Origin of the sequence: Kitasatospora sp. NPDC049285 (genome assembly GCF_040678815.1) — a bacterium.
Lineage (GTDB): Bacteria > Actinomycetota > Actinomycetes > Streptomycetales > Streptomycetaceae > Kitasatospora.
This window is the reverse complement of record NZ_JBFAQR010000003.1, coordinates 128,849-149,837: the sequence shown is the minus strand read 5'-3', so window position 1 is coordinate 149,837 and position 20,989 is coordinate 128,849. Positions and strand designations below refer to the sequence as shown.

Annotated in this window: 20 protein-coding genes and 1 riboswitch; of the genes, 11 read left to right on the top strand and 9 right to left on the bottom strand. The window is 74.1% G+C overall.

Going from position 1 to position 20,989, the window contains the following annotated elements:
* The first annotated feature begins 13 nt into the window (after nucleotides 1–13).
* Nucleotides 14–1,939, top strand: coding sequence for a tetratricopeptide repeat protein (locus AB0K51_RS03680; RefSeq protein WP_363450093.1), 1,926 nt, complete (start codon nucleotides 14–16; stop codon nucleotides 1,937–1,939).
* 99 nt (nucleotides 1,940–2,038) lie between these two features.
* Here the strand turns inward: AB0K51_RS03680 and hisN are convergent, their stop codons facing one another.
* From hisN to AB0K51_RS03655, 5 genes are all read right to left on the bottom strand, one after another.
* The gene (gene hisN, locus AB0K51_RS03675; protein WP_363450092.1) at nucleotides 2,039–2,836 is read right to left on the bottom strand and encodes a histidinol-phosphatase; all 798 of its coding nucleotides are present in this window, start codon (nucleotides 2,834–2,836) and stop codon (nucleotides 2,039–2,041) included.
* Between the two features lie 18 nt (nucleotides 2,837–2,854).
* Nucleotides 2,855–3,178 carry a multidrug efflux SMR transporter gene (locus AB0K51_RS03670; RefSeq protein WP_363450090.1) on the bottom strand — a complete coding sequence of 108 codons (324 nt, stop codon included), beginning with the start codon at nucleotides 3,176–3,178 and terminating at the stop codon, nucleotides 2,855–2,857.
* Nucleotides 3,179–3,266: 88 nt separating this feature from the next.
* The gene (gene rsgA / locus AB0K51_RS03665) at nucleotides 3,267–4,322 is read right to left on the bottom strand and encodes a ribosome small subunit-dependent GTPase A (protein WP_363450088.1); all 1,056 of its coding nucleotides are present in this window, start codon (nucleotides 4,320–4,322) and stop codon (nucleotides 3,267–3,269) included.
* A gap of 15 nt (nucleotides 4,323–4,337) precedes the next feature.
* Nucleotides 4,338–5,657, bottom strand: coding sequence for a 3-phosphoshikimate 1-carboxyvinyltransferase (gene aroA, locus AB0K51_RS03660; protein ID WP_363450086.1), 1,320 nt, complete (start codon nucleotides 5,655–5,657; stop codon nucleotides 4,338–4,340).
* Between the two features lie 28 nt (nucleotides 5,658–5,685).
* Nucleotides 5,686–6,390 (bottom strand): M50 family metallopeptidase, encoded by a 705-nt coding sequence (locus tag AB0K51_RS03655; RefSeq protein ID WP_363450085.1) that lies wholly within the window; start codon nucleotides 6,388–6,390, stop codon nucleotides 5,686–5,688.
* A gap of 124 nt (nucleotides 6,391–6,514) precedes the next feature.
* On the opposite strand from AB0K51_RS03655, the gene AB0K51_RS03650 reads away from it, so the two are divergent.
* From AB0K51_RS03650 to AB0K51_RS03610, 9 genes are all read left to right on the top strand, one after another.
* Entirely contained in the window at nucleotides 6,515–7,252 is a 738-nt protein-coding gene (locus tag AB0K51_RS03650) for an SOS response-associated peptidase (protein ID WP_363450083.1), read from the top strand.
* Between the two features lie 26 nt (nucleotides 7,253–7,278).
* Nucleotides 7,279–7,905, top strand: a complete 627-nt coding sequence (locus AB0K51_RS03645; protein WP_363450081.1) for an alpha/beta family hydrolase — start codon at nucleotides 7,279–7,281, stop codon at nucleotides 7,903–7,905.
* Between the two features lie 267 nt (nucleotides 7,906–8,172).
* Nucleotides 8,173–8,886, top strand: a complete 714-nt coding sequence (locus AB0K51_RS03640) for a sigma-70 family RNA polymerase sigma factor (protein WP_363450079.1) — start codon at nucleotides 8,173–8,175, stop codon at nucleotides 8,884–8,886.
* Nucleotides 8,883–9,257 (top strand): mycothiol system anti-sigma-R factor, encoded by a 375-nt coding sequence (gene rsrA / locus AB0K51_RS03635; RefSeq protein WP_363450077.1) that lies wholly within the window; start codon nucleotides 8,883–8,885, stop codon nucleotides 9,255–9,257. Before AB0K51_RS03640 ends, rsrA begins: the two co-directional genes overlap by 4 nt.
* Before the next feature lie 196 nt (nucleotides 9,258–9,453).
* Nucleotides 9,454–10,830, top strand: coding sequence for an HD-GYP domain-containing protein (locus tag AB0K51_RS03630; protein ID WP_363450075.1), 1,377 nt, complete (start codon nucleotides 9,454–9,456; stop codon nucleotides 10,828–10,830).
* Nucleotides 10,827–12,134, top strand: coding sequence for an HD domain-containing phosphohydrolase (locus AB0K51_RS03625; protein WP_363450073.1), 1,308 nt, complete (start codon nucleotides 10,827–10,829; stop codon nucleotides 12,132–12,134). Before AB0K51_RS03630 ends, AB0K51_RS03625 begins: the two co-directional genes overlap by 4 nt.
* A gap of 129 nt (nucleotides 12,135–12,263) precedes the next feature.
* Nucleotides 12,264–13,250, top strand: a complete 987-nt coding sequence (locus AB0K51_RS03620; protein WP_363450071.1) for a hypothetical protein — start codon at nucleotides 12,264–12,266, stop codon at nucleotides 13,248–13,250.
* A gap of 76 nt (nucleotides 13,251–13,326) precedes the next feature.
* Nucleotides 13,327–13,980, top strand: a complete 654-nt coding sequence (def, locus tag AB0K51_RS03615) for a peptide deformylase (protein ID WP_363450069.1) — start codon at nucleotides 13,327–13,329, stop codon at nucleotides 13,978–13,980.
* A 284-nt stretch (nucleotides 13,981–14,264) separates the two neighbouring features.
* Nucleotides 14,265–14,492, top strand: coding sequence for a BTAD domain-containing putative transcriptional regulator (locus AB0K51_RS03610; RefSeq protein WP_363450067.1), 228 nt, complete (start codon nucleotides 14,265–14,267; stop codon nucleotides 14,490–14,492).
* 49 nt (nucleotides 14,493–14,541) lie between these two features.
* Here AB0K51_RS03610 and AB0K51_RS03605 read toward each other — a convergent pair whose 3' ends face one another.
* The 3 genes from AB0K51_RS03605 to AB0K51_RS03595 form a co-directional block, all read right to left on the bottom strand.
* Nucleotides 14,542–15,555, bottom strand: coding sequence for a ribonucleotide-diphosphate reductase subunit beta (locus AB0K51_RS03605; protein ID WP_363450065.1), 1,014 nt, complete (start codon nucleotides 15,553–15,555; stop codon nucleotides 14,542–14,544).
* Nucleotides 15,555–17,969 carry a ribonucleoside-diphosphate reductase subunit alpha gene (locus AB0K51_RS03600; protein WP_363450063.1) on the bottom strand — a complete coding sequence of 805 codons (2,415 nt, stop codon included), beginning with the start codon at nucleotides 17,967–17,969 and terminating at the stop codon, nucleotides 15,555–15,557. Before AB0K51_RS03600 ends, AB0K51_RS03605 begins: the two co-directional genes overlap by 1 nt.
* Nucleotides 17,970–18,139: 170 nt before the next feature.
* A riboswitch (cobalamin riboswitch) is annotated at nucleotides 18,140–18,267 on the bottom strand.
* A 92-nt stretch (nucleotides 18,268–18,359) separates the two neighbouring features.
* Nucleotides 18,360–18,854: a GNAT family N-acetyltransferase gene (locus tag AB0K51_RS03595; RefSeq protein ID WP_363450061.1), complete on the bottom strand. Its 495-nt coding sequence runs from the start codon at nucleotides 18,852–18,854 to the stop codon at nucleotides 18,360–18,362.
* Nucleotides 18,855–19,123: 269 nt separating this feature from the next.
* Here AB0K51_RS03595 and AB0K51_RS03590 point away from each other — a divergent pair, with 269 nt between their 5' ends.
* Nucleotides 19,124–20,095, top strand: a complete 972-nt coding sequence (locus AB0K51_RS03590; protein ID WP_363450059.1) for a helix-turn-helix domain-containing protein — start codon at nucleotides 19,124–19,126, stop codon at nucleotides 20,093–20,095.
* Between the two features lie 58 nt (nucleotides 20,096–20,153).
* On the opposite strand, the gene AB0K51_RS03585 is transcribed toward AB0K51_RS03590, so the two are convergent.
* A complete protein-coding gene (locus tag AB0K51_RS03585) occupies nucleotides 20,154–20,900 on the bottom strand; it encodes a histidine phosphatase family protein (protein WP_363450057.1) in 747 nt (248 codons plus the stop codon).
* Between the last annotated feature and the right edge of the window lie 89 nt (nucleotides 20,901–20,989).

Here is a 20,989-nt window from a genome sequence, read left to right as displayed (position 1 = left end):
AGCGGGAGTCGGCATGAAGCTCATCGGCAGGAACGGGACGGGAGAAGGACTGGCGGCTCGCAGCACCACGGACACCGACACCGGCGTCCACACCACCGACGAGTCGCTGGGCACCGAGTCGCACAGCACGCTGCCCGGACAGCGCACCACCGCGGGCGGCGAAACCGTCGTGACCGGGTACGGCCCGGAGAGCCTGGTCCACCTGACGGCCGACCAGGTCGCGCACGCCGCCCGGGAGATCGTCGCGCCCGACGACGGCGCCGACTTCGAGACCGCCCTGGCCGCCCGCGAGCAGGCCGCCCTGGAAGCCCGCCACCGCGGCTCCGCCGATGCCGGCGACGCCAACGCCGCCAGCCAGCTCGGCGCCCTGCTGCTGCGTCGCGGCGACCTGGCGGACGCCGAACCGTACCTGCGCAGCGCCGCCGCCGCCGGGCTGCGCGCCGCCGCCAACAACCTCGGCGTGCTGCTGCACCAGCAGGGCCACCGCACCGAGGCCGCCCAGTGGTGGCGGCAGGCCGCCGTGGCCGGCTCCGCCCCCGCCGCCCACGCGCTCGGCCTGCAACTGCGCGACCAGGGCGAGGAGGAAGCCGCCGAGTACTGGCTGCACTTCGCCGCCGAACACGGCCACCCGCTCGGCGCATACGCCCTCGGCGACCTGATGGAGCACCGCCGCGACGTCCGCGCCGAGCGCTGGTTCAAGACCGCCGCCGACTCCGGCCACCGCGAGGCCGGCTACCGGCTCGCCCGGATGCGCGAGGCCGCCGGCGACAAGGACACCGCCGAGACCTGGTACCGCACCGCCGCCGCCCGCAGCCACCCGCGCGCCGCGCTGCGGCTCGGCGTGCTGCTGGAGGAGCGCGGCGACCTCGACGAGGCCGCCCGCTGGTACCGGCAGTCCGCGCAGAACGGCGAACCCCGCGCCGCCTGCGCCCTCGGCTTCCTGCTGCGCGACGCCGGCGACCTCGCCGCGGCCGCCGAATGGTGGCAGGAGGCCGCCGAGGCCGGCGACGGCACCGCCGCCAACGCCCTCGGCGCGCTGCACGCCGGCCGCGGCGAGAACGCCGTCGCCGAGCGCTGGTACCGCGTCGCCCTGGACGCGGGCGACCACAACGGAGCCTTCAACCTCGGCCTGCTGTGCGCCGGCGCCGGCCGCGAGGCGCAGGCCGAGCAGTGGTACCGGCGCGCCGCCTACGCCGGCCACCGGGAGGCCTGCAACGCGCTCGCCGTCATGCTGCTCCAGCGCGGCGACGAGTCCGGCGCCGAACCCTGGTTCTCCAAGGCCGCCGAGGCGGGCTCCGTCGACGGCGCCTTCAACCTCGGCGTCCTGCACGCCGGCCGCGGCGAACACCGCCAGGCCCAGGAGTGGTACGCCCGCGCCGCCGCCGAGGGCCACGGCGAGGCCGCCCTGCAGCTCGCGGTCGTCCAGGAGCAGCGCGGCAACCTGGTCGGCGCGCTCGACCGCTACCGGCAGGCCGCGGACGGCGGCTCCGCGGAGGGCGCGTTCCGGCTCGCCTCGCTGCTCGACCGGCGCGGCGACGCGGACGCCGAGGCCGAGCACTGGTACGCCGTCGCGGCCGACGCCGGGCACCGCCGCGCCCAGGTCCGGATGGGCGTGCGGGCTGCCGAACGCGGGGCGCTGCAGATCGCCGAGAGCTGGTACCGCCGCGCGGCGGAGGGCGGGAGCCGCAGCGCCGCGTTCAACCTCGGCCTGCTGCTGGCCCGTCAGGACAGCGAGGCCGAGGCCATGCTCTGGTACACCCGCGCCGCCGACGCCGGCCACGGCCGCGCCGCCCTGCGGCTCGCCCTCCTGGCCCTGCGCCGCGGCGAGGCCGTCCAGGCGGAGAACTGGTGCAAGCGCGCCGCCGAGTACGGCCCGGCCGAGGTCGCGGAGCGCGCGGGGCGGCTGCTGGGGGCGCTGGACGCCGAGCTCAGCGCCTGACAGGTCGTGGGGTCGCGTCCACGTGCAACTGGACCTCTTCGGCGCGATCTTTCCGGCGTGTGCCTTCCGCTTCGCGCAGTTCCCCGCGCCCCTGACGGTTCACACCGTCAGTGCGCGCAGCGTCGCCTCGTGGAGGATCCCGTTGGAGGCCACCGCGTCCGCGCCGCCGGGGCCGTCGATGCCGTCGAGGCCGGTGAAGCGGCCGCCGGCCTCCTGGACGACGATGCAGGGGGCGGCCATGTCCCAGAGGGAGAGCTCGGGTTCGGCGGCGATGTCGACCGCGCCCTCGGCGACCATCATGTAGGACCAGAAGTCGCCGTAGGCGCGGGTGCGCCAGCACTGGCGGGTGAGGTCGAGGAAGGCGTCGAGCCGGGCGCGCTCCTCCCAGCCGGTGAGGGAGGAGTAGGAGAGCGAGGCGTCGGCGAGCCGGGAGACCTTGGAGACGTGGATCCGCTGGGCCTTGGCGAGGCTGCGCCCGGCGTACGCGCCGAGCCCCTTCGCGGCCCACCAGCGGCGGCTGATCGCGGGCGCCGAGACGATGCCGACCACGGGCTGGAGCTCGCCGTCCGGCTGCTCCTCGAGCAGGGCGATCAGGGTGGCCCAGACCGGCACGCCGCGGACGTAGTTCTTGGTGCCGTCGATCGGGTCGATCACCCAGCGGCGCGGGCCGGTGCCCTGCAGGCCGTACTCCTCGCCCATCACCGCGTCGCGCGGCCGGGCGCGCTGCAGCACCGAGCGGACCAGTTCCTCGGCGGCCTTGTCGGCGTCGCTGACGGGCGTCAGGTCGGGCTTGGTCTCGATCTTCAGGTCCAGCGCCTTGAAGCGCTCCATGGTGACCGAGTCGGCCGAGTCGGCGAGGACGTGGGCGAGTCGGAGATCGTCGTGGTAGTCGGCCATGCCCGAACCCTAGCGGAATCAGTGCCCGGAGCCGCTGAGTTGGAGGCCGATCACGCCCGCGATCACCAGCGTGATCGAGACCAGCTTCAGGGTGGAGGAGGACTCGCCCAGGAAGACGATCCCGTAGACCGCGGTACCGGCCGCGCCGATGCCGGTCCACACCGCGTAGGCGCTGCCGACCGGCAGGGTCTTCAGGGACAGGGTGAGCAGACCGAAGGAGCCGAGCGCGAAGACGCAGAAGCTGATGGTGGGCCAGAGCTTGGTGAAGCCGTCGCTGAGCTTGAGGTTGACCGCGAAGCCCGTTTCCAGCAGACCGGCGAGGATCACCATGGCCCATGCCATCGGGTTGACTCCCTGTCAGATCGGAGGGTGTGACCCTCCTATCGTTACCCAGCGCAGGGGCCCGGGCGACTCGTGATCGCGTGAACTCTCAGTCGCCCTCGCCCGCCTCCTTGGTGGCGAGCAGACGGCGCAGCGAGTACAGCCGGGCGGGGTCGGCGTGGCCCTCGGCGACCCAGGCGTCCAGTGCGCAGTCCGGCTCGTCGTGCGAGCAGGCGCGCGGGCAGTCGGCGGTGCCGGGCTCCAGGTCGGGGAAGGCGAGGATGACCCGGGACGGGTCGATGTGGGACAGGCCGAAGGAGCGGAAGCCGGGGGTGTCGATCACCCAGCCCGGGTCGAGCGCCTTCTTCGAGCCGGGCTTGACGCCGGGCGGCGGCGGCAGCCGCAGCGCGAGCGCGGAGACGGTGGTGTGCCGGCCGCGGCCGGTGACGGCGTTGACGTGGCCGGTGCTCCGCTGCCGGTCCGGGACCAGCGCGTTGACCAGGGTGGTCTTGCCGACGCCGGAGTGCCCGATGAAGACGGTGGTCAGCCCGCGCAGGTGTTCCCGGACGGCCTCCGCGCCGGCCGTGGCCAGCTCGTCGTGACGGGTCACCACGTAGCGGATGCCGAGCGGGGCGTAGGACTCCAGCAGCTCGTCGGCGGAGGCCAGGTCGGCCTTGGTGAGCACCAGCAGCGGGTCCATCCCGGCGTCGTACGCGGCGACCAGGCAGCGGTCGATCAGCCGGGGGCGCGGCTCGGGGTTGGCGAGGGCGGTGACGATGGCCATCTGCTCGGCGTTGGCGACCACGATCCGCTCGTACGGGTCGTCGTCGTCCGCGGTGCGGCGCAGCACCGAGGTGCGCTCCTCGACCCGGACGATCCGGGCCAGCGTGTCCGGGTCGCCGGTGAGGTCGCCGACCACGTTGACCACGTCGCCGACGACGACGCCCTTGCGGCCGAGTTCGCGGGCCTTCATGGCGGTGACCAGGCGCTCGTCCTTGGTGCCGCCGTCGACCAGGCAGGTGATCCGGCCGCGGTCCACGGTGAGGATCATCGCCTCGGCGGCGTCCTCGTGCTTGGGCCGGATGCGGGTGCGGGGGCGGGAGCCCCGGCGGCCCGGGCGGCTGCGGATGTCGTCCTCGTCGGCGTCCTTGCCGTAGCGGCGCATGCTCGTGATCCCCCGTCAGCCCTGGCCGAGGAGATCGGCCCACATCTGCGGGAAGTCCGGCAGGGTCTTGGCCGTGGTCGCCACGTTCTCCACCAGCACGCCGTCGGCGGCCAGGCCCAGCACGGCGGCGGCGGTGGCCAGCCGGTGGTCCTCGTAGGTGTGGAAGACGCCGCCGTGCAGCGGGCGGGGCCGGATCCGCAGGCCGTCCTCGGTCTCCCGGACGTCGCCGCCGAGGCCGTTGATCTCCGTGGCGAGCGCGGCCAGCCGGTCGGTCTCGTGCATCCGCAGGTGGGAGATGCCGTACAGGTGGGACTCGGAGTCGGCGAGCGCGGCGACCGCGGCGATCACCGGGGTGAGCTCGCCGACGTCGTGCAGGTCCACCTCGATCCCGTGGATCTTGCCGGTGCCGGTGAACTCCAGTCCCTCGTCGGTGAACTGGCAGCTGCCGCCCATCGCGGTGTAGATCTCGCGGAGCTGGTCGCCGGGCTGGTAGGTGTGCCGCGGCCAGTCCCGGACGGTGACCCGGCCGCCGGTGACCAGGGCCGCGGCGAAGAACGGCGCGGCGTTCGACAGGTCCGGCTCGACCACCAGGTCGCGGCCGATCAGCGCGCCCGGGGTGACCCGCCAGACGTCCTTCTCCCCGCCGTCCTCCGGCGCGTCGACCTGGCCGCCGGCCTTGCGGATCATGTCGACGGTCATCCGGATGTGCGGCAGCGAGGGCACGGTCTCGCCGACGTTGCGGATCTCCACGCCGTGGTTGAAGCGGGCGCCGGAGAGCAGCAGCGCCGAGATGAACTGCGAGGAGGACGAGGCGTCCACCTCCACCGGGCCGCCGTCCAGCGCGCCGGTGCCGTGCACGGTCAGCGGGAAGCCGCCGCGGCCGCCGTCGTCGATCCGGGCGCCGAGGGTGCGCAGCGCGTCGATCACCCCGTGCTGCGGGCGCTCGTGGCTGCGCGGGTCGCCGTCGAAGTGCACCGGGCCGTCGGCCAGCGTGGCCAGCGGCGGCAGGAAGCGCATCACGGTGCCCGCGTTGCCGACGTCCACCTGGGCCGGGCCGCGCAGCTGGGCGGCCGGGATGACCCGCCACGCCTCGCCGCCGCCGGTGCCGCCGGAGGCCGCGTTCACCGTCTCCTCGACCGTCACGCCCAGCGCCCGCAGGCCGTCCGCCATCAGCTGCGAGTCGCGGCTGCGCAGCGGTCGGCGCACCCAGCCCGGGCCGTCGGCCAGCGCCGCCAGCACCAGCGCGCGGTTGGTCGCGGACTTCGAGCCGGGGATGGTCACGGTCGCGTCCACGGCGGCGGTGGCGAGGGGAGCGGGCCACAGGGTGTCGGTCATGGCGCCAAGTCTATGAGGCGCCGCCCGGCTACCGGGGCAGCAGCCAGCTGCCCCCGAGCGCCAGGCAGGCCAGCGACACCACCAGGAACACCGTCACCCACAGCACCGCGGGCACCCGGGTCAGGTGCGCGAGCTGGTCGGCGTCCGACCCCGGGGAGGCCCCGCGCCGCCGGGTCGCCTGGAGCTCGACCACCGGCCGCACGCCCGCCAACAGGAGGAACCACACGCCCAGGTAGGCGAAGCCCGCCTGCCACTCGGCGCCGCCGTACCAGGACACCGCCCAGAACGCCCCGCCGGTGGCCAGCACCGCCAGCACCCCGAACAGGTTGCGCAGCATCACCAGCATCCCGGCCAGCAGCGCGATGCCGATCCACAGCAGCGCGGTGACCCGGCCCGAGGCGAGCAGCGCCGCCCCGCCCAGCCCGAGCAACGAGGGCGCCGGATAGCCCGCCGCGGCGGTCAGCACCATGCCCGGGCCGGAGGGCCGGCCCGAGGAGACGGTCAGCCCCGAGGTGTCCGAGTGCAGTTGGATGCCGGACAGCCGACGGCGCGTCAGCAGCGCCATCACGCCGTGCCCGCCCTCGTGCGCGATGGTCACCGCGGTGCGGCTCAGCCGCCACACCGGGCGCAGCGCCACCGCCAGCAGCGCCGCCGCCGCGGCGGCCAGCACCAGCCAGCGCGGCGGGTCCGGCTGAGCGCCGGCCAGCCGGTCCCACAGCTGTGCGAGTTCCATCCGGTCCGCCTCCGATCCAGTCGCGTCCGCGCGGGCAGCCTCCCACGGAGGGACGAGCGGCCGGTAGCCGCCGGTTCTCCCGGACCCGTCCGGGCCGCCGGGCGGCTCTGGCAAGCTGATCGACATGTGCGGTCGCTTCGCCTCCTCCACCGACCCGGCCGACCTGGTCGGGCACTTCGGCGTCCAGCAGTGGGACCCGACCGAGACGCTCGCGCCCAGCTGGAACGTCGCGCCGACCGCGCGGACCTTCGCCGTGCTCGACCGCGCACCCCGCGGCGAGCGCCGCCCCGTGCGCCAACTGCGCATCCTGCGCTGGGGACTGGTGCCCGCCTGGGCCGGCAGCCCGGACACCGCGGTGAAGATGATCAACGCCCGCGCGGAGACCGTCCACGAGAAGCCCGCCTACCGGCAGGCCTACGCCTCGCGGCGCTGCCTGATACCCGTCGACGGCTACTACGAATGGCAGACCGCCCCCACCGACGACCCGGCCCGCCCGCCCCGGCAGCCCTACTTCGTCTCCCGCGCCGACGGCGCCCCGCTCGCCCTGGCCGGCCTCTACGAGTTCTGGCGCAACCGCGAGCTGCCCGCCGACCACCCCGACGCCTGGCTGGTCACCTGCACCATCGTCACGACCGCCGCCGAACCGCTGCTCGCCCCCGTCCACGAGCGGATGCCGCTCTACCTGGACCGCACCCGGTGGGACGCCTGGCTCGACCCGGCCGCCGAACGCGCCGACCTCACCCCGCCCGCGCCCGGCTCGCTGCGCATCCACCCGGTCGGCGACGCGGTCGGCAGCGTCCGCAACAACCACCCCGGCCTGACCGGGCAACTCACCGAGGACGACCGCACCACGCTGTTCTGACCCGCACCGTTGCCTAGGCTCGGCGCATGCAGCGGACCATCGCCACTCCCGCCGGGGACGCCCGGCTCCACTACTTCCGCGCCGCCGACGCGCGCGCCGTCCTCCTGCTCGGCCACGGCGCCGGCGGCGGGATCGAAGCCCCCGACCTGCAGACCCTCGCCGCCGCGCTCCCGGCCGCCGGCGTCACCGTGGTCCTCGCCGAACAGCCCTGGCGGGTGGCCGGCCGCAAGCTCGCCCCCGCGCCGGCGACGCTCGACGCCGGCTGGCCCGCGCAGTTCGCCGCCGCGCGGGAGGAGGGCCTGCCGGTCTTCGCCGGCGGCCGCAGCGCCGGCGCGCGGGTCGCCTGCCGGACCTCGGCCGGGCTCGGCGCCGCGGGCGTGCTGGCGCTCGCCTTCCCGCTGCACCCGCCGGGCCGGCCGGAGAAGAGCCGCGCCGAGGAACTCCTGGCCACCGCCCTGCCCACCCTGGTGGTGCAGGGCGGCGCCGACACCTTCGGCACCCCCGCCGAGTTCCCGCCGCTCCCGGACACCCACCGCCTGGTCGAAGTCCCGCACGCCTCCCACGCCTTCAAGGTCCCCAAGAAGGCGCCCGTCGACCAGGGCCAGACGCTGGCGCTGATCACCGGAGCGGTCACCCAGTGGCTCGACCGGTGACCGGGAATGCCCGGTGCCCCCGCGGGGTTGCACAGGTCGTCAGAACATGCCCCCGGTGGAAAGGCAGCGTCCATGGGTTCGATCGCGTGCCCCGAACGGCCCGAGGAGCGGGCGACGGCCACGTCACTCGTCCCGGACTGGTCGGAGTGGGTTGTCGCGGGCGACAAGCCGGTCAGCCCGATATCCTCGCTTCCGGGTCGGCCCAAGTCGGGCCGTACCCGAGTGATCGAGGAGGTGGGTCCGGTCGTCGGGACCGATGACGCGGCCGTGTCGGGTGCTTCAGGCACCGACCAGGGCCGTCCGGAGGGCGAGCAGCTCACCGGCGACGAACTGGCCGAGGCGATCGGCGAGGACACCTTCCGGGTGTCCGAGAACGAGAGCGAGGAGGCCAGGCGCGAGCGCTTCGAGCGCGACGCGCTGGGCTACCTGGACCAGATGTACTCGGCGGCGCTGCGCATGACGCGCAACCCGGCCGATGCGGAGGACCTGCTCCAGGAGGCGTTCGCCAAGGCGTACGCGTCCTTCCACCAGTTCCGCGAGGGCACCAACCTCAAGGCGTGGCTGTACCGCATCCTCACCAACACGTTCATCAACTCGTACCGCAAGAAGCAGCGCGAACCCCAGCGCACCGCGGCCGAGGAGATCGAGGACTGGCAGCTGGCGCGCGCCGAGTCGCACATGTCGACCGGGCTGCGCTCGGCCGAGGCGCAGGCGCTCGACCACCTGCCGGACAGCGACGTGAAGGACGCCCTGCAGGCGATCCCGGAGGAATTCCGGATCGCCGTCTATCTCGCGGACGTCGAGGGCTTTGCGTACAAGGAGATCGCGGACATCATGGGTACACCCATCGGTACGGTGATGTCCCGACTGCACCGTGGCCGCCGCCAGCTGCGCGGCATGCTGGAGGACTACGCCCGCGAGCGAGGGCTGGTTCCGGCCGGTACCGGTGCAGGGCAGGAAGCGAAGGGCGCGGGCTCATGAGCTGCGGCGAGCCGCACGAGACCGAGTGCGGAGAGGTGCTGGACCACCTCTACGAATTCCTCGACAACGAGATGCCCGAGGGCGACTGCGCCAAGCTGCGGGTGCACTTCGACGAGTGCTCGCCGTGCCTGGAGAAGTACGGCCTCGAACAGGCGATCAAGGCGCTGATCAAGCGGTCCTGCGGCTGCGACGACACGCCGACCGATCTGCGGTCGAAGGTGCTGGCGCGGATCGACTCGATCCGCTCGGCCCAGCGCTCCGCGGAGGGCGGCGAGTCGGTGGTCGAGGTGTCCGTGGCGCGCGCGGTGGCCGTCGAGATGACGGTCGAGGGGGCGGCCGGACACGGCACGGCGGTTGCAGCCGCGGAGTGAGCGCTCACTCGATCGGGTGAGCTGGCACTGCTCCGGCTGCGGCTATCCGCGATCGTGCGCCGCAGCCGCACGGCCGGGCCCTATTCTCTGACGAGTCCTCACGTCGGAGGGCCCGGTACGGGCGGGGGAGGCCGAGATCGCCAGCGAACGCGAGCGCACCGCGCTACCGGGGCGGGCGGTCGGCTACCTGGTCGCGGTGCTGCTGGCCGCGGTGGCCGTGCTGCTGCCGCTGGCCGCCGCCGGACCCGAGTTCGACTGGCCCCGGATCGGGCTGCTGGCGCTGCTGCACCTCTGCCTGGAGTCGCTGGCGCACGGCGCTCCCACCCCGTGCGCCCGGCTGTGGCGGCGGCTGCGAGGCCGGCCGCCGGTCGAGCCGGCCGCCGAGTCGGACGGCGGCGGCTTCTTCCCGGTGCTGTTCGCCGGGGTGCTGATGCTTCCGCCCGCCGCCGCCGCGCTGGTCGCCCTGCCCGGGGCGCTGCTCGGCCCGGCTCCCGAGCCGCGCACGCTGCGCCGGGCCTGGAACGCCGCCCAGCTGGCGCTGGCCTCGGCCGCCGCCGCCGAGGTGTTCCGCCTGCTCGGCGGGGCCCGGCTGCTGCTGGGCACCCGGTTCCCCGCGGCGGCGCTCGGCGCACTCGCCGCGGTACTGGCGTTCTGCCTGGTCAACGGCGTGCTGGTGGCCGGGATGCGGCGCCTGACCTGCGGCCGCCGGACGGGTGCGGCGCTGCGCGCGGTGCGCGGGGCGGCGCCCGCCGCGCTGCTGCACGGCGCCGGCGGGCTGATGATCGCGGTGCTCTGGCAGGGCCCGTACGGAGCGTTCGCCGCGGTGCTCGGACTGCTGCCGCTGACCATCGCCGCCTGGCTGTCCGCGCAGGGCCACCGCGAGCGCACCGCGCACCGGGCGACCGTGCAGGCGCTGGTGCAGGCGGTGGAGATCAAGGACGCGTACACCCGCGGGCACAGCGAACGGGTCGGCCGGGCCTCGGTGCTGATCGCCCGTCAGCTCGGCCTGGCCGAGGACCGGGTGCGCACCCTGCACTTCGCCGGGACGCTGCACGACGTCGGCAAGCTCGCCGTCGCCACCGAACTGCTGCGCCGCAACGGGCCGCTCACCGAGGCGGAGCGGCGGGCGGTCGAGGTGCACCCGGTGTTCGGGCACGAGCTGGTGCGCCAGCTGGACTTCCTCGGCGAGGGCCGGGACGGCATCCTGCACCACCACGAGCGGATGGACGGCCGCGGCTACCCGCACGGGCTGGCCGGGGACCGGATCCCCGAGTTCGCCCGGATCATCTCGGTCGCCGACGCCTTCGACTCGATGACCTCCACCCGTTCCTACCGGCGCGGCCGGCCCGTCCCGGAGGCCGTCGCCGAGCTGGAGCGCTGCGCGGGCAGCCAGTTCGACCCGGTGATGGTCGGCGCCCTGGTCTCCGCGGTCGCCGAGCACGGCTGGCAGCCCGAACCCGCCCCGCCCGGCGGCTGGGACGGCGAGGTCCCGGACATCCCGCTCGGCGTCCCCGAACCCGCCCGGCTGCCGCAGCAGAGCGGCCGGACCCTGCCGACCAGCGGGGCGGCATGAGGCTCCGCCGTCCCGGTGCGGCCGACCTGGTGCACGGCGCGGCCGCCCTGCTGTGCGCGGCCGCGCTGCTGCACCTGCTGGCCGACGGGTTCGTCCAGCCGGCCGTGGCGCTGGCGTTCACCGGTCTGATCACGCTCGGGCAGAGCGCCGGCCCCGCCCTCCCCGGCGACCGGGAACCCGCGCCGGTGGCCACCGCCGTCGCGCTGGCGTACGCGCTGCTCGGCCCGCTGCACGGGCTGCCCACCACGCACGGGGTGCTGCAGGTCTCCGCGGTGACCGCGCTCGGCACCGCCGCCCGGCTGGTGCTGCAACTGGCCGGCCGGGCCGCGCTCACCGCCGCCCGGCGGATCCCGCCCGCGCCGTTCGATCCGGCGCTGGACGCCGCCGCGCGCCGGCTGGTCACCGTCTCGTTCGCGGCGCTGCTGTTCCAACCGCTGTACAACGCGGGCGTCACCGACCGGCTGCCCGGGCCGGCGTACGGGGCGCTGCTGGCCGCGGTCGCCGCCCTGGCCGCGCTCGGCGACGCGGTGCTGGCCGCCGTGCAGCAGCGGGTCCGGACCGGGCTGCGGTTCGCCGCGGCGCTCGACGACCAGCTGCACGCGCTGCTCGGCATCGGCTCGGCGGTGGTCGCCACCGGACTGCTGCTGGCCCTGCTCGCCGGGGAGGCCGGGCTGTGGGCGCTGCCGGTGTTCTGCGTGCCGCTGCTGCTCGCCCAGACCTCGTTCCGGCGGGCCGCGGCGGTCCGGGCCACCGCCGGGCAGACCATCGAGACGCTCGCCCGGGCCACCGAGATCGCCGGCTACACCACCCCCGGACACGCCCGCCGGGTGGCCGACACGGCCTGCGCGCTGGGCCGCGAACTCGGCCTCGGCAGCCGGGAGTTGGCGCAGCTGGAGTACGCCGCGCTGATGCACGACATCGGCCAGCTGTCGCTGGTCGAGCCGGTGCCCGGCGGGGCGACCGCGCTGCTGCCCGACGCCGAGCAGCAGCGGATCGCCCGGCTCGGCAGCGAGGTGATCCAGCGCACCGGGGTGCCCCGGCAGGTGTGGCAGCAGGTCGCCCGGCTCGCCGACCCGTGCCGGCTGCCGGACGGCCGTCCGGACGCGACGCTGCCGCTGGCCGCCCGGATCATCCGGGTCGCCAACGCCCACGACGACCTGCGCACCGCCGCCGCCGACCGCCCCCGCGGCGGCGGCCTCGACCCGCTGGACCACCTGCGGCTGGACGCCGGCGGCTACGACCCGGCGGTGCTGGACGCGCTCGCCCGGCTCGGCGCGCGGCGCCACCGCCGCCGCCCGCTCTGACCGGCGGGCCCGCGCTGCCTGAATGGACGCGCGGGGCGCGCACCGCAAGGTCGGCGTGGTTGGATGCGGTCGTGGCGGGAAGACCCGGAGGCGGGGCGACCCGGTGACGACCGACGGCAAGGGACCAACGTGAGGATCTTCCACCGCGCACGGCACCGTCCGTCGGCGACCTGGCGGCAGACCACCGACCGGGCCTTCACGCTGATCGGCGACGGCCGGTACGAGGACGCCGGGGCGCTGCTGGTGATGGCCGCGGACCTGGAGCCGTGGCTGTCCGACTCCTGGTTCAACCTGGCCCTGCTGCACAAGTTCCGCCGCGACTGGGAGCAGGCCCGCAGCGCCGGGCTGCGTGCCGTCGCGCTGCTCGACCGCCAGCACGGCGCCCCGGACTGGTGGAACCTCGGCATCACCGCCACCGCCCTGCAGGACTGGCCGCTGGCCCGCCGCGCCTGGCAGGCGTACGGGCTGCGGCTGCCGGGCGGGGCGGGCCCGGCGGACGGGCCGATCGAGCTGGACCTGGGCACCACCCCCGTGCGGCTCTCCCCGGACGGCGAGTCCGAGGTGGTGTGGGGGCGGCGGCTCGACCCGGCGCGGATCGAGGTGCTGTCCATCCCGCTGCCGTCCTCCGGCCGCCGCTGGGGCGAGGTGGTGCTGCACGACGGCGCCCCGCACGGCGAGCGGGTGGCCGACGGCGTCGCCTACCCGGTCTTCGACGAGATCGAACTGTGGGCGCCGTCCCCCGTGCCGACCTGGGTGGTGCTGCTGCAGGCCGCGACCGCCGCCGACCGGGACGCGCTGGAGCGGGTGGTCGCCGACGCCGGGTACGCCGCCGAGGACTGGACCTCCTCGGTGCGGCTGCTGTGCCGGGCCTGCTCGGAGAGCCGGATGGCGATCGACGACGGGTACACCGCGCACCACGACCCGCACGACGACGGCGACCCGCTGCACCCCGGCCACCTCAGCCACCTCAGCCAGGGCGCGGCCGGCGGGTCCTGGCTGGTCGAGCGGGAGTGCGGGATCGCCGCGCCGACCGGGCTGGTGCGCGCCCTGCTGGACCGCTGGGCGGCGGCCTCCCCGGCCACCCGCGCCTACCGCGATCTCGAAGAAGTGTGTTGAGCCGCCCCGTAGGCTGGACCTCGACATCCCGGTAGATCAGGCATCCCGGTAGATCCAGACGGAGCGGAAAGCAGCGATGGCCGAGCAGCACGACCACGACCACCACGACCACCACGGGCACGACCACCACGAGCACGAGCACGAGGAGCCCCGGGAGCTGAAGGTGGTCGGCGAGGAGCCCGACCTGAGCAAGGGCGCCGCCCGCCCGATCACCGTGGTCGGCAACCCGGTGCTGCACCGCGAGGTGAAGACGGTGACCGCGTTCGACGCCGAGCTCTCCGCGCTGGTCGACGACATGTTCCAGTCGATGTACGCCGCCGAGGGCGTGGGCCTGGCCGCCAACCAGGTCGGCGTCGACCTGAAGGTCTTCGTCTACGACTGCCCCGACGACCAGGGCGTGCGCCACATCGGCCACGTGGTCAACCCCGTGCTGGAGGAGCTCCCGGCCGGCCGCCGCACCCTGGACGACTCGCCGGAGGGCTGCCTGTCCGTCCCCGGCGCGTACATGGACCTGGCCCGCCCCGACTTCGCGGCCGTCACCGGCCAGGACAAGGACGGCAACCCGATCCGGGTCGAGGGCACCGGCTTCTTCGCCCGCTGCCTGCAGCACGAGACCGACCACCTGTACGGCTACCTGTACATCGACCGGCTCTCCAAGCGCGACCGCAAGGACGCCCTGCGCCAGATGGCCGACGGCACCCCGAAGTACGCGACCGTCGCCAACGACTGACGGCAGGTCAGGGGCCGGTGCCGCTTCGGCGGCGCCGGCCCCTTTCGCGTTCCCGGGCCGCCGAGACCGCCGCCACACCGGGACAACACCGGGGCTGCATGGATTCGGGCCCACCTTGTTGGTTCGGAGGAAGGAGACGCCGATGCCGTCCCAGACCGTGGAACTGCCGAAGATCCAGGTGCCCGCCGAGGCGGCCGCCATCACCAGCGACGCCCAGCACGAGCGCGCCTGGTACCCGCCGTACCCGCACCCCCGACCGTACCGACGCTGCCACGAGGTGAACGTTGCTCCATGTCGAGATCGACCGAATCCTGGGAACGGACCCGCAGTTCGGCGCGGCCGGGTTCGAACGGCTCGGGGCGCTGTTCCGCTGCGGCCGGCAGGCGGAGGCGCCGGCGGTCCACGCCGAGCTGCGCGACCTGCTCCGCGAGGAGCAGGGCCTGGACCCGAGCCGGGCGGTCACCGAGCTGCAGGCCGGGATCCTGGCCGGCGACCGGGAGTTGGAACGCTGACGGGGGTGCGGGGCGGTGCCCCGCACCCCCGGTGCGTGCTGCGGTCGGCTCAGAAGTCGTCGTCGAAGGAGACCGAGCCCTCGACGGCGACCTGGTACGCGGAGACCCGGCGCTCGAAGAAGTTGGTCAGCTCCTGGACGTTCTGCAGCTCCATGAACCCGAACGGGTTGGTGGAGCCGTAGCGGATCGGCAGGCCGAGGCGGGCCAGGCGCTGGTCGGCGACGGCCTCCAGGTACTGGCGCATCGACTCGGTGTTCATGCCGGCCAGGCCGTCGCCGCACAGGTCGCGGGCGAACTGGAGCTCGGCCTCGACGGCCTCCTCCAGCATCTCGGTGACCTGCTTGGCCATCTCGTCGTCGAAGAGGTCGGGCTCCTCCTCGCGGACGGTGTCGACCACCGACATGGCGAAGTCCATGTGCATCGACTCGTCGCGGAACACCCAGTTGGTGCCGGTCGCCAGGCCGTGCAGCAGGCCGCGGCTGCGGAACCAGTACACGTACGCGAAGGCGCCGTAGAAGAACAGGCCCTCGACGCAGGCGGCGAAGCAGATCAGGTTGAGGAGGAACGCGCGGCGGTCCTCCTTGGTCTGCAGCGAGTCGAGGTGGTCGACCGCGTTCATGTACTTGAAGCAGAACTGGGCCTTCTGGTGGATGGAGGGGATGTTCTCCACCGCGGCGAAGGCCGCGTTGCGGTCCTCGGGGTCGGGCAGGTAGGTGTCCAGCAGCGTCAGGTAGAACTGGACGTGCACGGCCTCCTCGAACAGCTGCCGGGACAGGTAGAGCCGGGCCTCGGGGGAGTTGATGTGCTTGTAGAGGCTCAGCACCACGTTGTTGGCGACGATCGAGTCGCCGGTGGCGAAGAAGGCCACCAGGCGGCCGATCAGGTGGCGCTCGCCCTCGGAGAGCTTGGCCAGGTCGGCCACGTCCGAGTGCAGGTCCACCTCCTCGACGGTCCAGGTGTTCTTGATCGCGTCCCGGTACCGGTCGTAGAACGACGGGTAGCGCATCGGACGGAGCGTCAGTTCGAAGCCCGGGTCGAGCAGCATCTTCGTGTCGTCGGACATTACTGGCAGGCCTCGCAGGACTCGGGGTTCTCCAGGGAGCAGGCGATGGCGTCCTGCTCCTCCTGGCTGAGGGTCGGGGCGGCCACCGGCACGGGGGCGGCGGCGCGGGCGGCTCCGGAGGCGGCCTGGGCGATCCGGGTCGCGGGGCGGGAGCGCAGGTAGTAGGTGGTCTTGAGACCGACCTTCCAGGCGTAGGAGTACATCGAGGAGAGCTTGCCGATGGTCGGCGCCGCCATGAACAGGTTCAGCGACTGGCTCTGGTCGATGTACGGCTGGCGGGCGGCGGCCAGGTCGATCAGCGCGCGCTGGGGCAGCTCCCACGCCGTGCGGTAGAGCGAACGGACCTCCTGCGGCAGCCAGTTGAACTCCTGGATGGAGCCGTTGGCGTCGCGCAGCGCGTCCCGGGTCTGCTGGTCCCAGACGCCGAGGTCCTTCAGCTCGCGCACCAGGTACGGGTTGACCTGGAGGAACTCGCCGGACAGCGTCTCGCGCTTGAACAGGTTGGAGACCTGCGGCTCGATGCACTCGTAGACGCCGGCGATCGAGGCGATGGTCGCGGTCGGCGCGATGGCGAGCAGCAGCGAGTTGCGCAGGCCGACGGCGGCGATCCGGGCGCGCAGCGCGTCCCAGCGCTCGGTCCACTGCGGGGCGGCCGCACCGAAGTGGTCGATGTGCAGCTGGCCGCGGGCGGCGCGGGTCTCCTCGTACGCCTCGTGCCGGCCGAACTGCTCGGCCAGGTCGGCGGAGCGCTCGTAGGCGGTGAGCATGATGCGCTCGGCGATCAGGGTGGAGAGGGTCTTCGCCTCGGCGGAGTCGAAGTCGATCCGCAGCTTGAAGAAGACGTCCTGCAGGCCCATCACGCCCAGGCCCACCGGGCGCCAGCGGGAGTTGGACGCCCCGGCCTCGGTGGTCGGGTAGAAGTTGATGTCGATCACGCGGTCGAGGAAGGTCACCGCGGTGCGGACGGTGGCGTCCAGGCGCTCCCAGTCCATCGCGCTCGTGAGGTCGTCGACCGAGGCGCCCGGGGCGACGTGCGCGCCCAGGTTGACCGAGCCGAGGTTGCAGACCGCGGTCTCGGAGTCGTCGGTGACCTCCAGGATCTCGGTGCACAGGTTCGAGGAGTGCACCACGCGGCCCGGCAGCGCGGTCTGGTTGGCGGCCCGGTTGGAGGCGTCCTTGAAGGTCATCCAGCCGTTGCCGGTCTGCGCCAGGGTGCGCATCATCCGGGCGTACAGGGTCTGCGCGGGGATGGTGCGCACGGCCTTGCCGGCCAGCTCGGCCTTGCGGTACGCCTCGTCGAAGTCGGCGCCCCACAGGTCGACCAGCTCGGGCACGTCGGCGGGGGAGAACAGCGACCAGTCCTGGTTGGCGTTCACCCGGCGCATGAACTCGTCCGGGATCCAGTGCGCCAGGTTCAGGTTGTGGGTGCGCCGCGCCTCCTCGCCGGTGTTGTCGCGCAGCTCCAGGAACTCCTCGATGTCGGCGTGCCAGGTCTCCAGGTAGACGCAGGCCGCGCCCTTGCGCCGGCCGCCCTGGTTGACCGCCGCCACGGAGGAGTCCAGGGTGCGCAGGAACGGCACGATGCCGTTGGACTGCCCGTTGGTGCCGCGGATCAGCGAGCCGCGGGAGCGGATCCGGGAGTAGGACAGGCCGATGCCGCCGGCGTGCTTGGACAGCCGGGCGATCTGCGCGTAGCGGTTGTAGATCGAGTCCAGGTTGTCCAGCGGCGAGTCCAGCAGGTAGCAGGAGGACATCTGCGGGTGCCGGGTGCCGGAGTTGAACAGCGTCGGGGAGGACGTCAGGTACTCCAGCCGGCTCATCAGCCGGTACAGCTCGGCCACCTCGTGCACCGAGCGCTCGTCGGTGCCGACCGCGAGGCCCGCCGCCACGCGGAGCAGGAAGTGCTGCGGGGTCTCGACCACCTTGCGGGTGATCGGGTGGCGCAGCAGGTAGCGGGACTGGACGGTGCGCAGGCCGAAGTACTCGAAGCGGTCGTCGCCCTGAGGGTCGATCAGCGCGTCGAAGAGCGCGGCGTGCTCGGCGACGTAGGCGGCGGTGGCGTCGCCGATCAGGCCCTCGGCGTGGCCGACGGCGACCGAGTCGGAGAACGCGGTGACGCCCTGGGTGCGGGCCTCGTCACGGATCTCCAGGGCGAGCAGGCGGGCGGCCAGCTTCGAGTACTGGGGGTCCTCGGCGATCATCGACGCGGCGGCCTCCACGGCCAGCCCGCGCAGCTCGGCGAAGTCCGAGCCGGCATGGCGGCCGCGCAGTGCGGCGGCGGCGACGTGGCCGGGGTCCACCTGGGGGAGATCGGTGCTGCGGTCGGTGAGCAGCCGAAGCAGCGCCGCACCGGGATCGGTGAAGGTGTCGGCGGAACCCTGGGACGGCAGGGTGACTGAGGCGGCGACGGTCAAGGCGCACTCTCTCCTGTGGCGGCGGTCGGACGTGGCACGGTTGTCCGGATCCGCGCGTGCGGCAGGGGAGGACGGCACGCCGAAAACGCGTAACGGCGCGCGAAAGACCCACCCCCGGCCCGCCCGCGAGACCGGACGGCAAAGCAGTGCTGCATGGCGTCTGCGGGGATGCCGTGTCGCACACCGTCGGCAGGTCCTCGGACTGCGCGGGCGTCGCTGCAGCCCGCTCACCGTTGCGGGGCAGTCCCGGACTCGCACCGGGTTCCCCTGCGTTGACAGCGAGAGTGAGCATACATGTAGTGGCGGCTGGAGCTGGAAGCACCAGATGTAGTAGCGCGTGTCGTGTCGGCCCGTCCGCGCGTAGACAACAGGACGGATGCGAAGCGCCCGTCAGAACCGGATCGTGTAGACCATCAGCTGAAGGCCGGGCATCGGCTGCCAGTCCCGGGCGGGGGTGCGGACGAAGCCCAGCGCCTCGTAGATCCGGTGCGCGGCGGTCATCGCGGGCCGGGTGGAGAACGCCATTCCGGCCAGGCCCAGCTCCCGGCTGCGCTCCATCGCGGCGGCCACCAGGGCCCGGCCGACGCCGCGGCCGCGGGCCGCCGCGCCGACCGCCAGCATCCGGATCTCGCCCTCGTGCGGCTCGGCGATGTCCGCCCACTCGGTGCCGCCGGCGGCGAAGGTCACACAGCCGAGGACCTGCCCCGACGCGTCGACCGCGACCAGGAGTTCGGCCTCCCGGTCGCGGCGCGCGGCGTCCCTCAGCAGGTGGACGTACGGGGAATCGGAGCGGGTGTGGCCGTCGCCGACGAAGGCCTCGACGCTGACCGCGCCGGCGCCTTCGAGGTCCTCGGCGAGGGCGCGGCGGATGATCGGGGGCTGCATTCGGACAGTGTGCCGGAGCGGATCCGGCGCGGGTCGGCGAGGTCCGGGTCGACGGGATAGCCGGTGGGGCGGTGGCGGTTGTCCCGGCCGTGCCTGGTGGTCCGGTCCAGGTCGCGGCCGACCAGGACGCCGAGGAGTCCGAAACTGCCGAGGAGGCCCAGCAGGGCGAGCGCGGTGGTCATGGGTCCACTCTCCGCTCCGGGCGCACCGCGTACGAGTGGCAGGAAAGCCTGCTTGCCTCGAAATCCTGCCACTGCCATCCTGGACCCATGCTGAGCAACGTCGCGGTGATCGTGCTGGAGGAGGTCCACCCCTTCGAACTGGGCGTGGCCTGCGAGGTGTTCGGCCTGGACCGGAGCGAGGAGGGCCTGCCGGTCTACGACTTCGCGCTGGTCGGCGACCGCCCCGGCCCGATGCGCACGCACGCCGGGTTCAGCATCGACGTGCCGCACGGCCCCGAGCGGATCGCCGAGGCCGACCTGGTGATCGCCACCGCCACCGGCATCCGCGACCACTACCCCGAGGAGCTGTGCGAGGCGCTGCGCGCCGCGCTGGCCCGCGGCGCGCACCTGCTGTCGATCTGCTCCGGCAGCTTCCTGCTCGGCGCGGCCGGCCTGCTCGACGGCCGGCGCTCCACCACCCACTGGCGGTATGCGGACCTGATGGCCGAGCGCTTCCCGCTGACCACCGTCGAACCGGACGTGCTGTACGTCGACGACGACCCCGTGATCACCTCGGCGGGCACCGCGGCCGGCATCGACGCCTGCCTGCACCTGGTGCGCAAGGTGCAGGGCGCCGAGGTGGCCCGCGGCATCGCCCGCCGGATGGTGGTCGCCCCGCACCGGGACGGCGGGCAGGCCCAGTTCATCAACCGCCCGCTGCCGGAGGGCGAGGGCGACTCCCTCGGCGGGGTGCTGGAGTGGATGCGCCGCCACCTGGAGGAGGAGACCAGCGTCGAGCGGCTCGCCCAGCTCGCCCACATGTCGCCGCGCACCTTCGCCCGCCGCTTCCAGCAGGAGACCGGCACCACCCCGCACCGCTGGCTGATCGGGCAGCGGGTGCTGTTCGCCCAGCGGCTGCTGGAGTCCACCGACGAGAGCGTGGACGCCGTCGCCGCGCGCTGCGGCTTCGGCAACGCCGCCACCCTGCGCCACCACTTCGGCCGCCGGCTCGGCACCACCCCGCAGGCCTACCGGCGGGCCTTCGGCCACCCCCGGCCGGCCGTGAGCCCGGCGGCCTGAGCCCCGCCCCGACGGCCCGCACGCCGTCCCGGGGCCCTCCCGCGGCCCTGACGGCGCGTCAGGACAGGTGGCCGGTCTGGTTCCAGGACTGCGGGCGCAGCCGCCCGTCGCGGGCCCGCCAGACGCTGGTCGAGCAGTTGGCGACCGGGTCGAGGGCCAGCAGCTGCTCCTCGCCGAGCCGGTCCAGCACGTGGCGCATCATCAGCACCGTGCAGTCGTGCGCCACCACCAGCACCGGCCGACCGGCCTCCTCCTCGGCCAGGTCGCGCAGCAGCGAGCGCACCCGCAGCGCCACGTCCAGCCAGGACTCGCCGCCCGGCGGGCGGTAGTACAGCTCGCCCATCCGGCGGCGGCGCTCGGCCTCCGCGGGGTGGTCACGCTCGATCGCGGCCTTGGTGAGCATCTCCAGCACCCCGAGTTCGCGGTCGCGCAGCCGCTCGTCGTAGCGCACCGGCAGGCCGACCGGGACGGCGCCCATGCCGGAGGCCTGGGCGAGCGCGATTCTGGCGGTCTCGGCGGTGCGCAGGTACGGCGAGCACCACAGCGAGCGGGGGCGGTCGGCGGGCGGCAGGTCGGCCCACCAGCGGCCCAGGTCGTGGGCCTGGGCCTGGCCGCGCAGCGACAGCGGGATGTCGGCGTCCCGGGAGGTGATCGGGACGGACAGCGCGCCGGTGGCGTCGGCGTGCCGGAACTCCACGTTGGCCGTCGACTCGCCGTGCCGGGTGGCGATCAGCACCGAGGGCAGCCGCGGCCGGCCGTCCGGCTGGCTGCGATGCCCGTTGCGTACCGTGGTGAGGTCGGTCATGCGTGGCTCCCCGTGGTCGGTGCGGTGGTCGTAGGTTGTCTCTCCCGGTCTCTCCGTTGGACGGCTCGTCATAACAGATGATCGCGCCG

Coding starts and splice junctions, on each gene's coding strand:
- def (WP_363450069.1), top strand. CDS start 13,327: ATGGCCGAGCAGCACGACCACGACCACCACGACCACCACGGGCACGAC.
- rsgA (WP_363450088.1), bottom strand. CDS start 4,322: ATGCGCCGCTACGGCAAGGACGCCGACGAGGACGACATCCGCAGCCGC.
- AB0K51_RS03585 (WP_363450057.1), bottom strand. CDS start 20,900: ATGACCGACCTCACCACGGTACGCAACGGGCATCGCAGCCAGCCGGAC.
- AB0K51_RS03595 (WP_363450061.1), bottom strand. CDS start 18,854: ATGCAGCCCCCGATCATCCGCCGCGCCCTCGCCGAGGACCTCGAAGGC.
- AB0K51_RS03680 (WP_363450093.1), top strand. CDS start 14: ATGAAGCTCATCGGCAGGAACGGGACGGGAGAAGGACTGGCGGCTCGC.
- AB0K51_RS03655 (WP_363450085.1), bottom strand. CDS start 6,390: ATGGAACTCGCACAGCTGTGGGACCGGCTGGCCGGCGCTCAGCCGGAC.
- aroA (WP_363450086.1), bottom strand. CDS start 5,657: ATGACCGACACCCTGTGGCCCGCTCCCCTCGCCACCGCCGCCGTGGAC.
- AB0K51_RS03590 (WP_363450059.1), top strand. CDS start 19,124: ATGCTGAGCAACGTCGCGGTGATCGTGCTGGAGGAGGTCCACCCCTTC.
- AB0K51_RS03625 (WP_363450073.1), top strand. CDS start 10,827: ATGAGGCTCCGCCGTCCCGGTGCGGCCGACCTGGTGCACGGCGCGGCC.
- rsrA (WP_363450077.1), top strand. CDS start 8,883: ATGAGCTGCGGCGAGCCGCACGAGACCGAGTGCGGAGAGGTGCTGGAC.
- hisN (WP_363450092.1), bottom strand. CDS start 2,836: ATGGCCGACTACCACGACGATCTCCGACTCGCCCACGTCCTCGCCGAC.
- AB0K51_RS03650 (WP_363450083.1), top strand. CDS start 6,515: ATGTGCGGTCGCTTCGCCTCCTCCACCGACCCGGCCGACCTGGTCGGG.
- AB0K51_RS03605 (WP_363450065.1), bottom strand. CDS start 15,555: ATGTCCGACGACACGAAGATGCTGCTCGACCCGGGCTTCGAACTGACG.
- AB0K51_RS03645 (WP_363450081.1), top strand. CDS start 7,279: ATGCAGCGGACCATCGCCACTCCCGCCGGGGACGCCCGGCTCCACTAC.
- AB0K51_RS03670 (WP_363450090.1), bottom strand. CDS start 3,178: ATGGCATGGGCCATGGTGATCCTCGCCGGTCTGCTGGAAACGGGCTTC.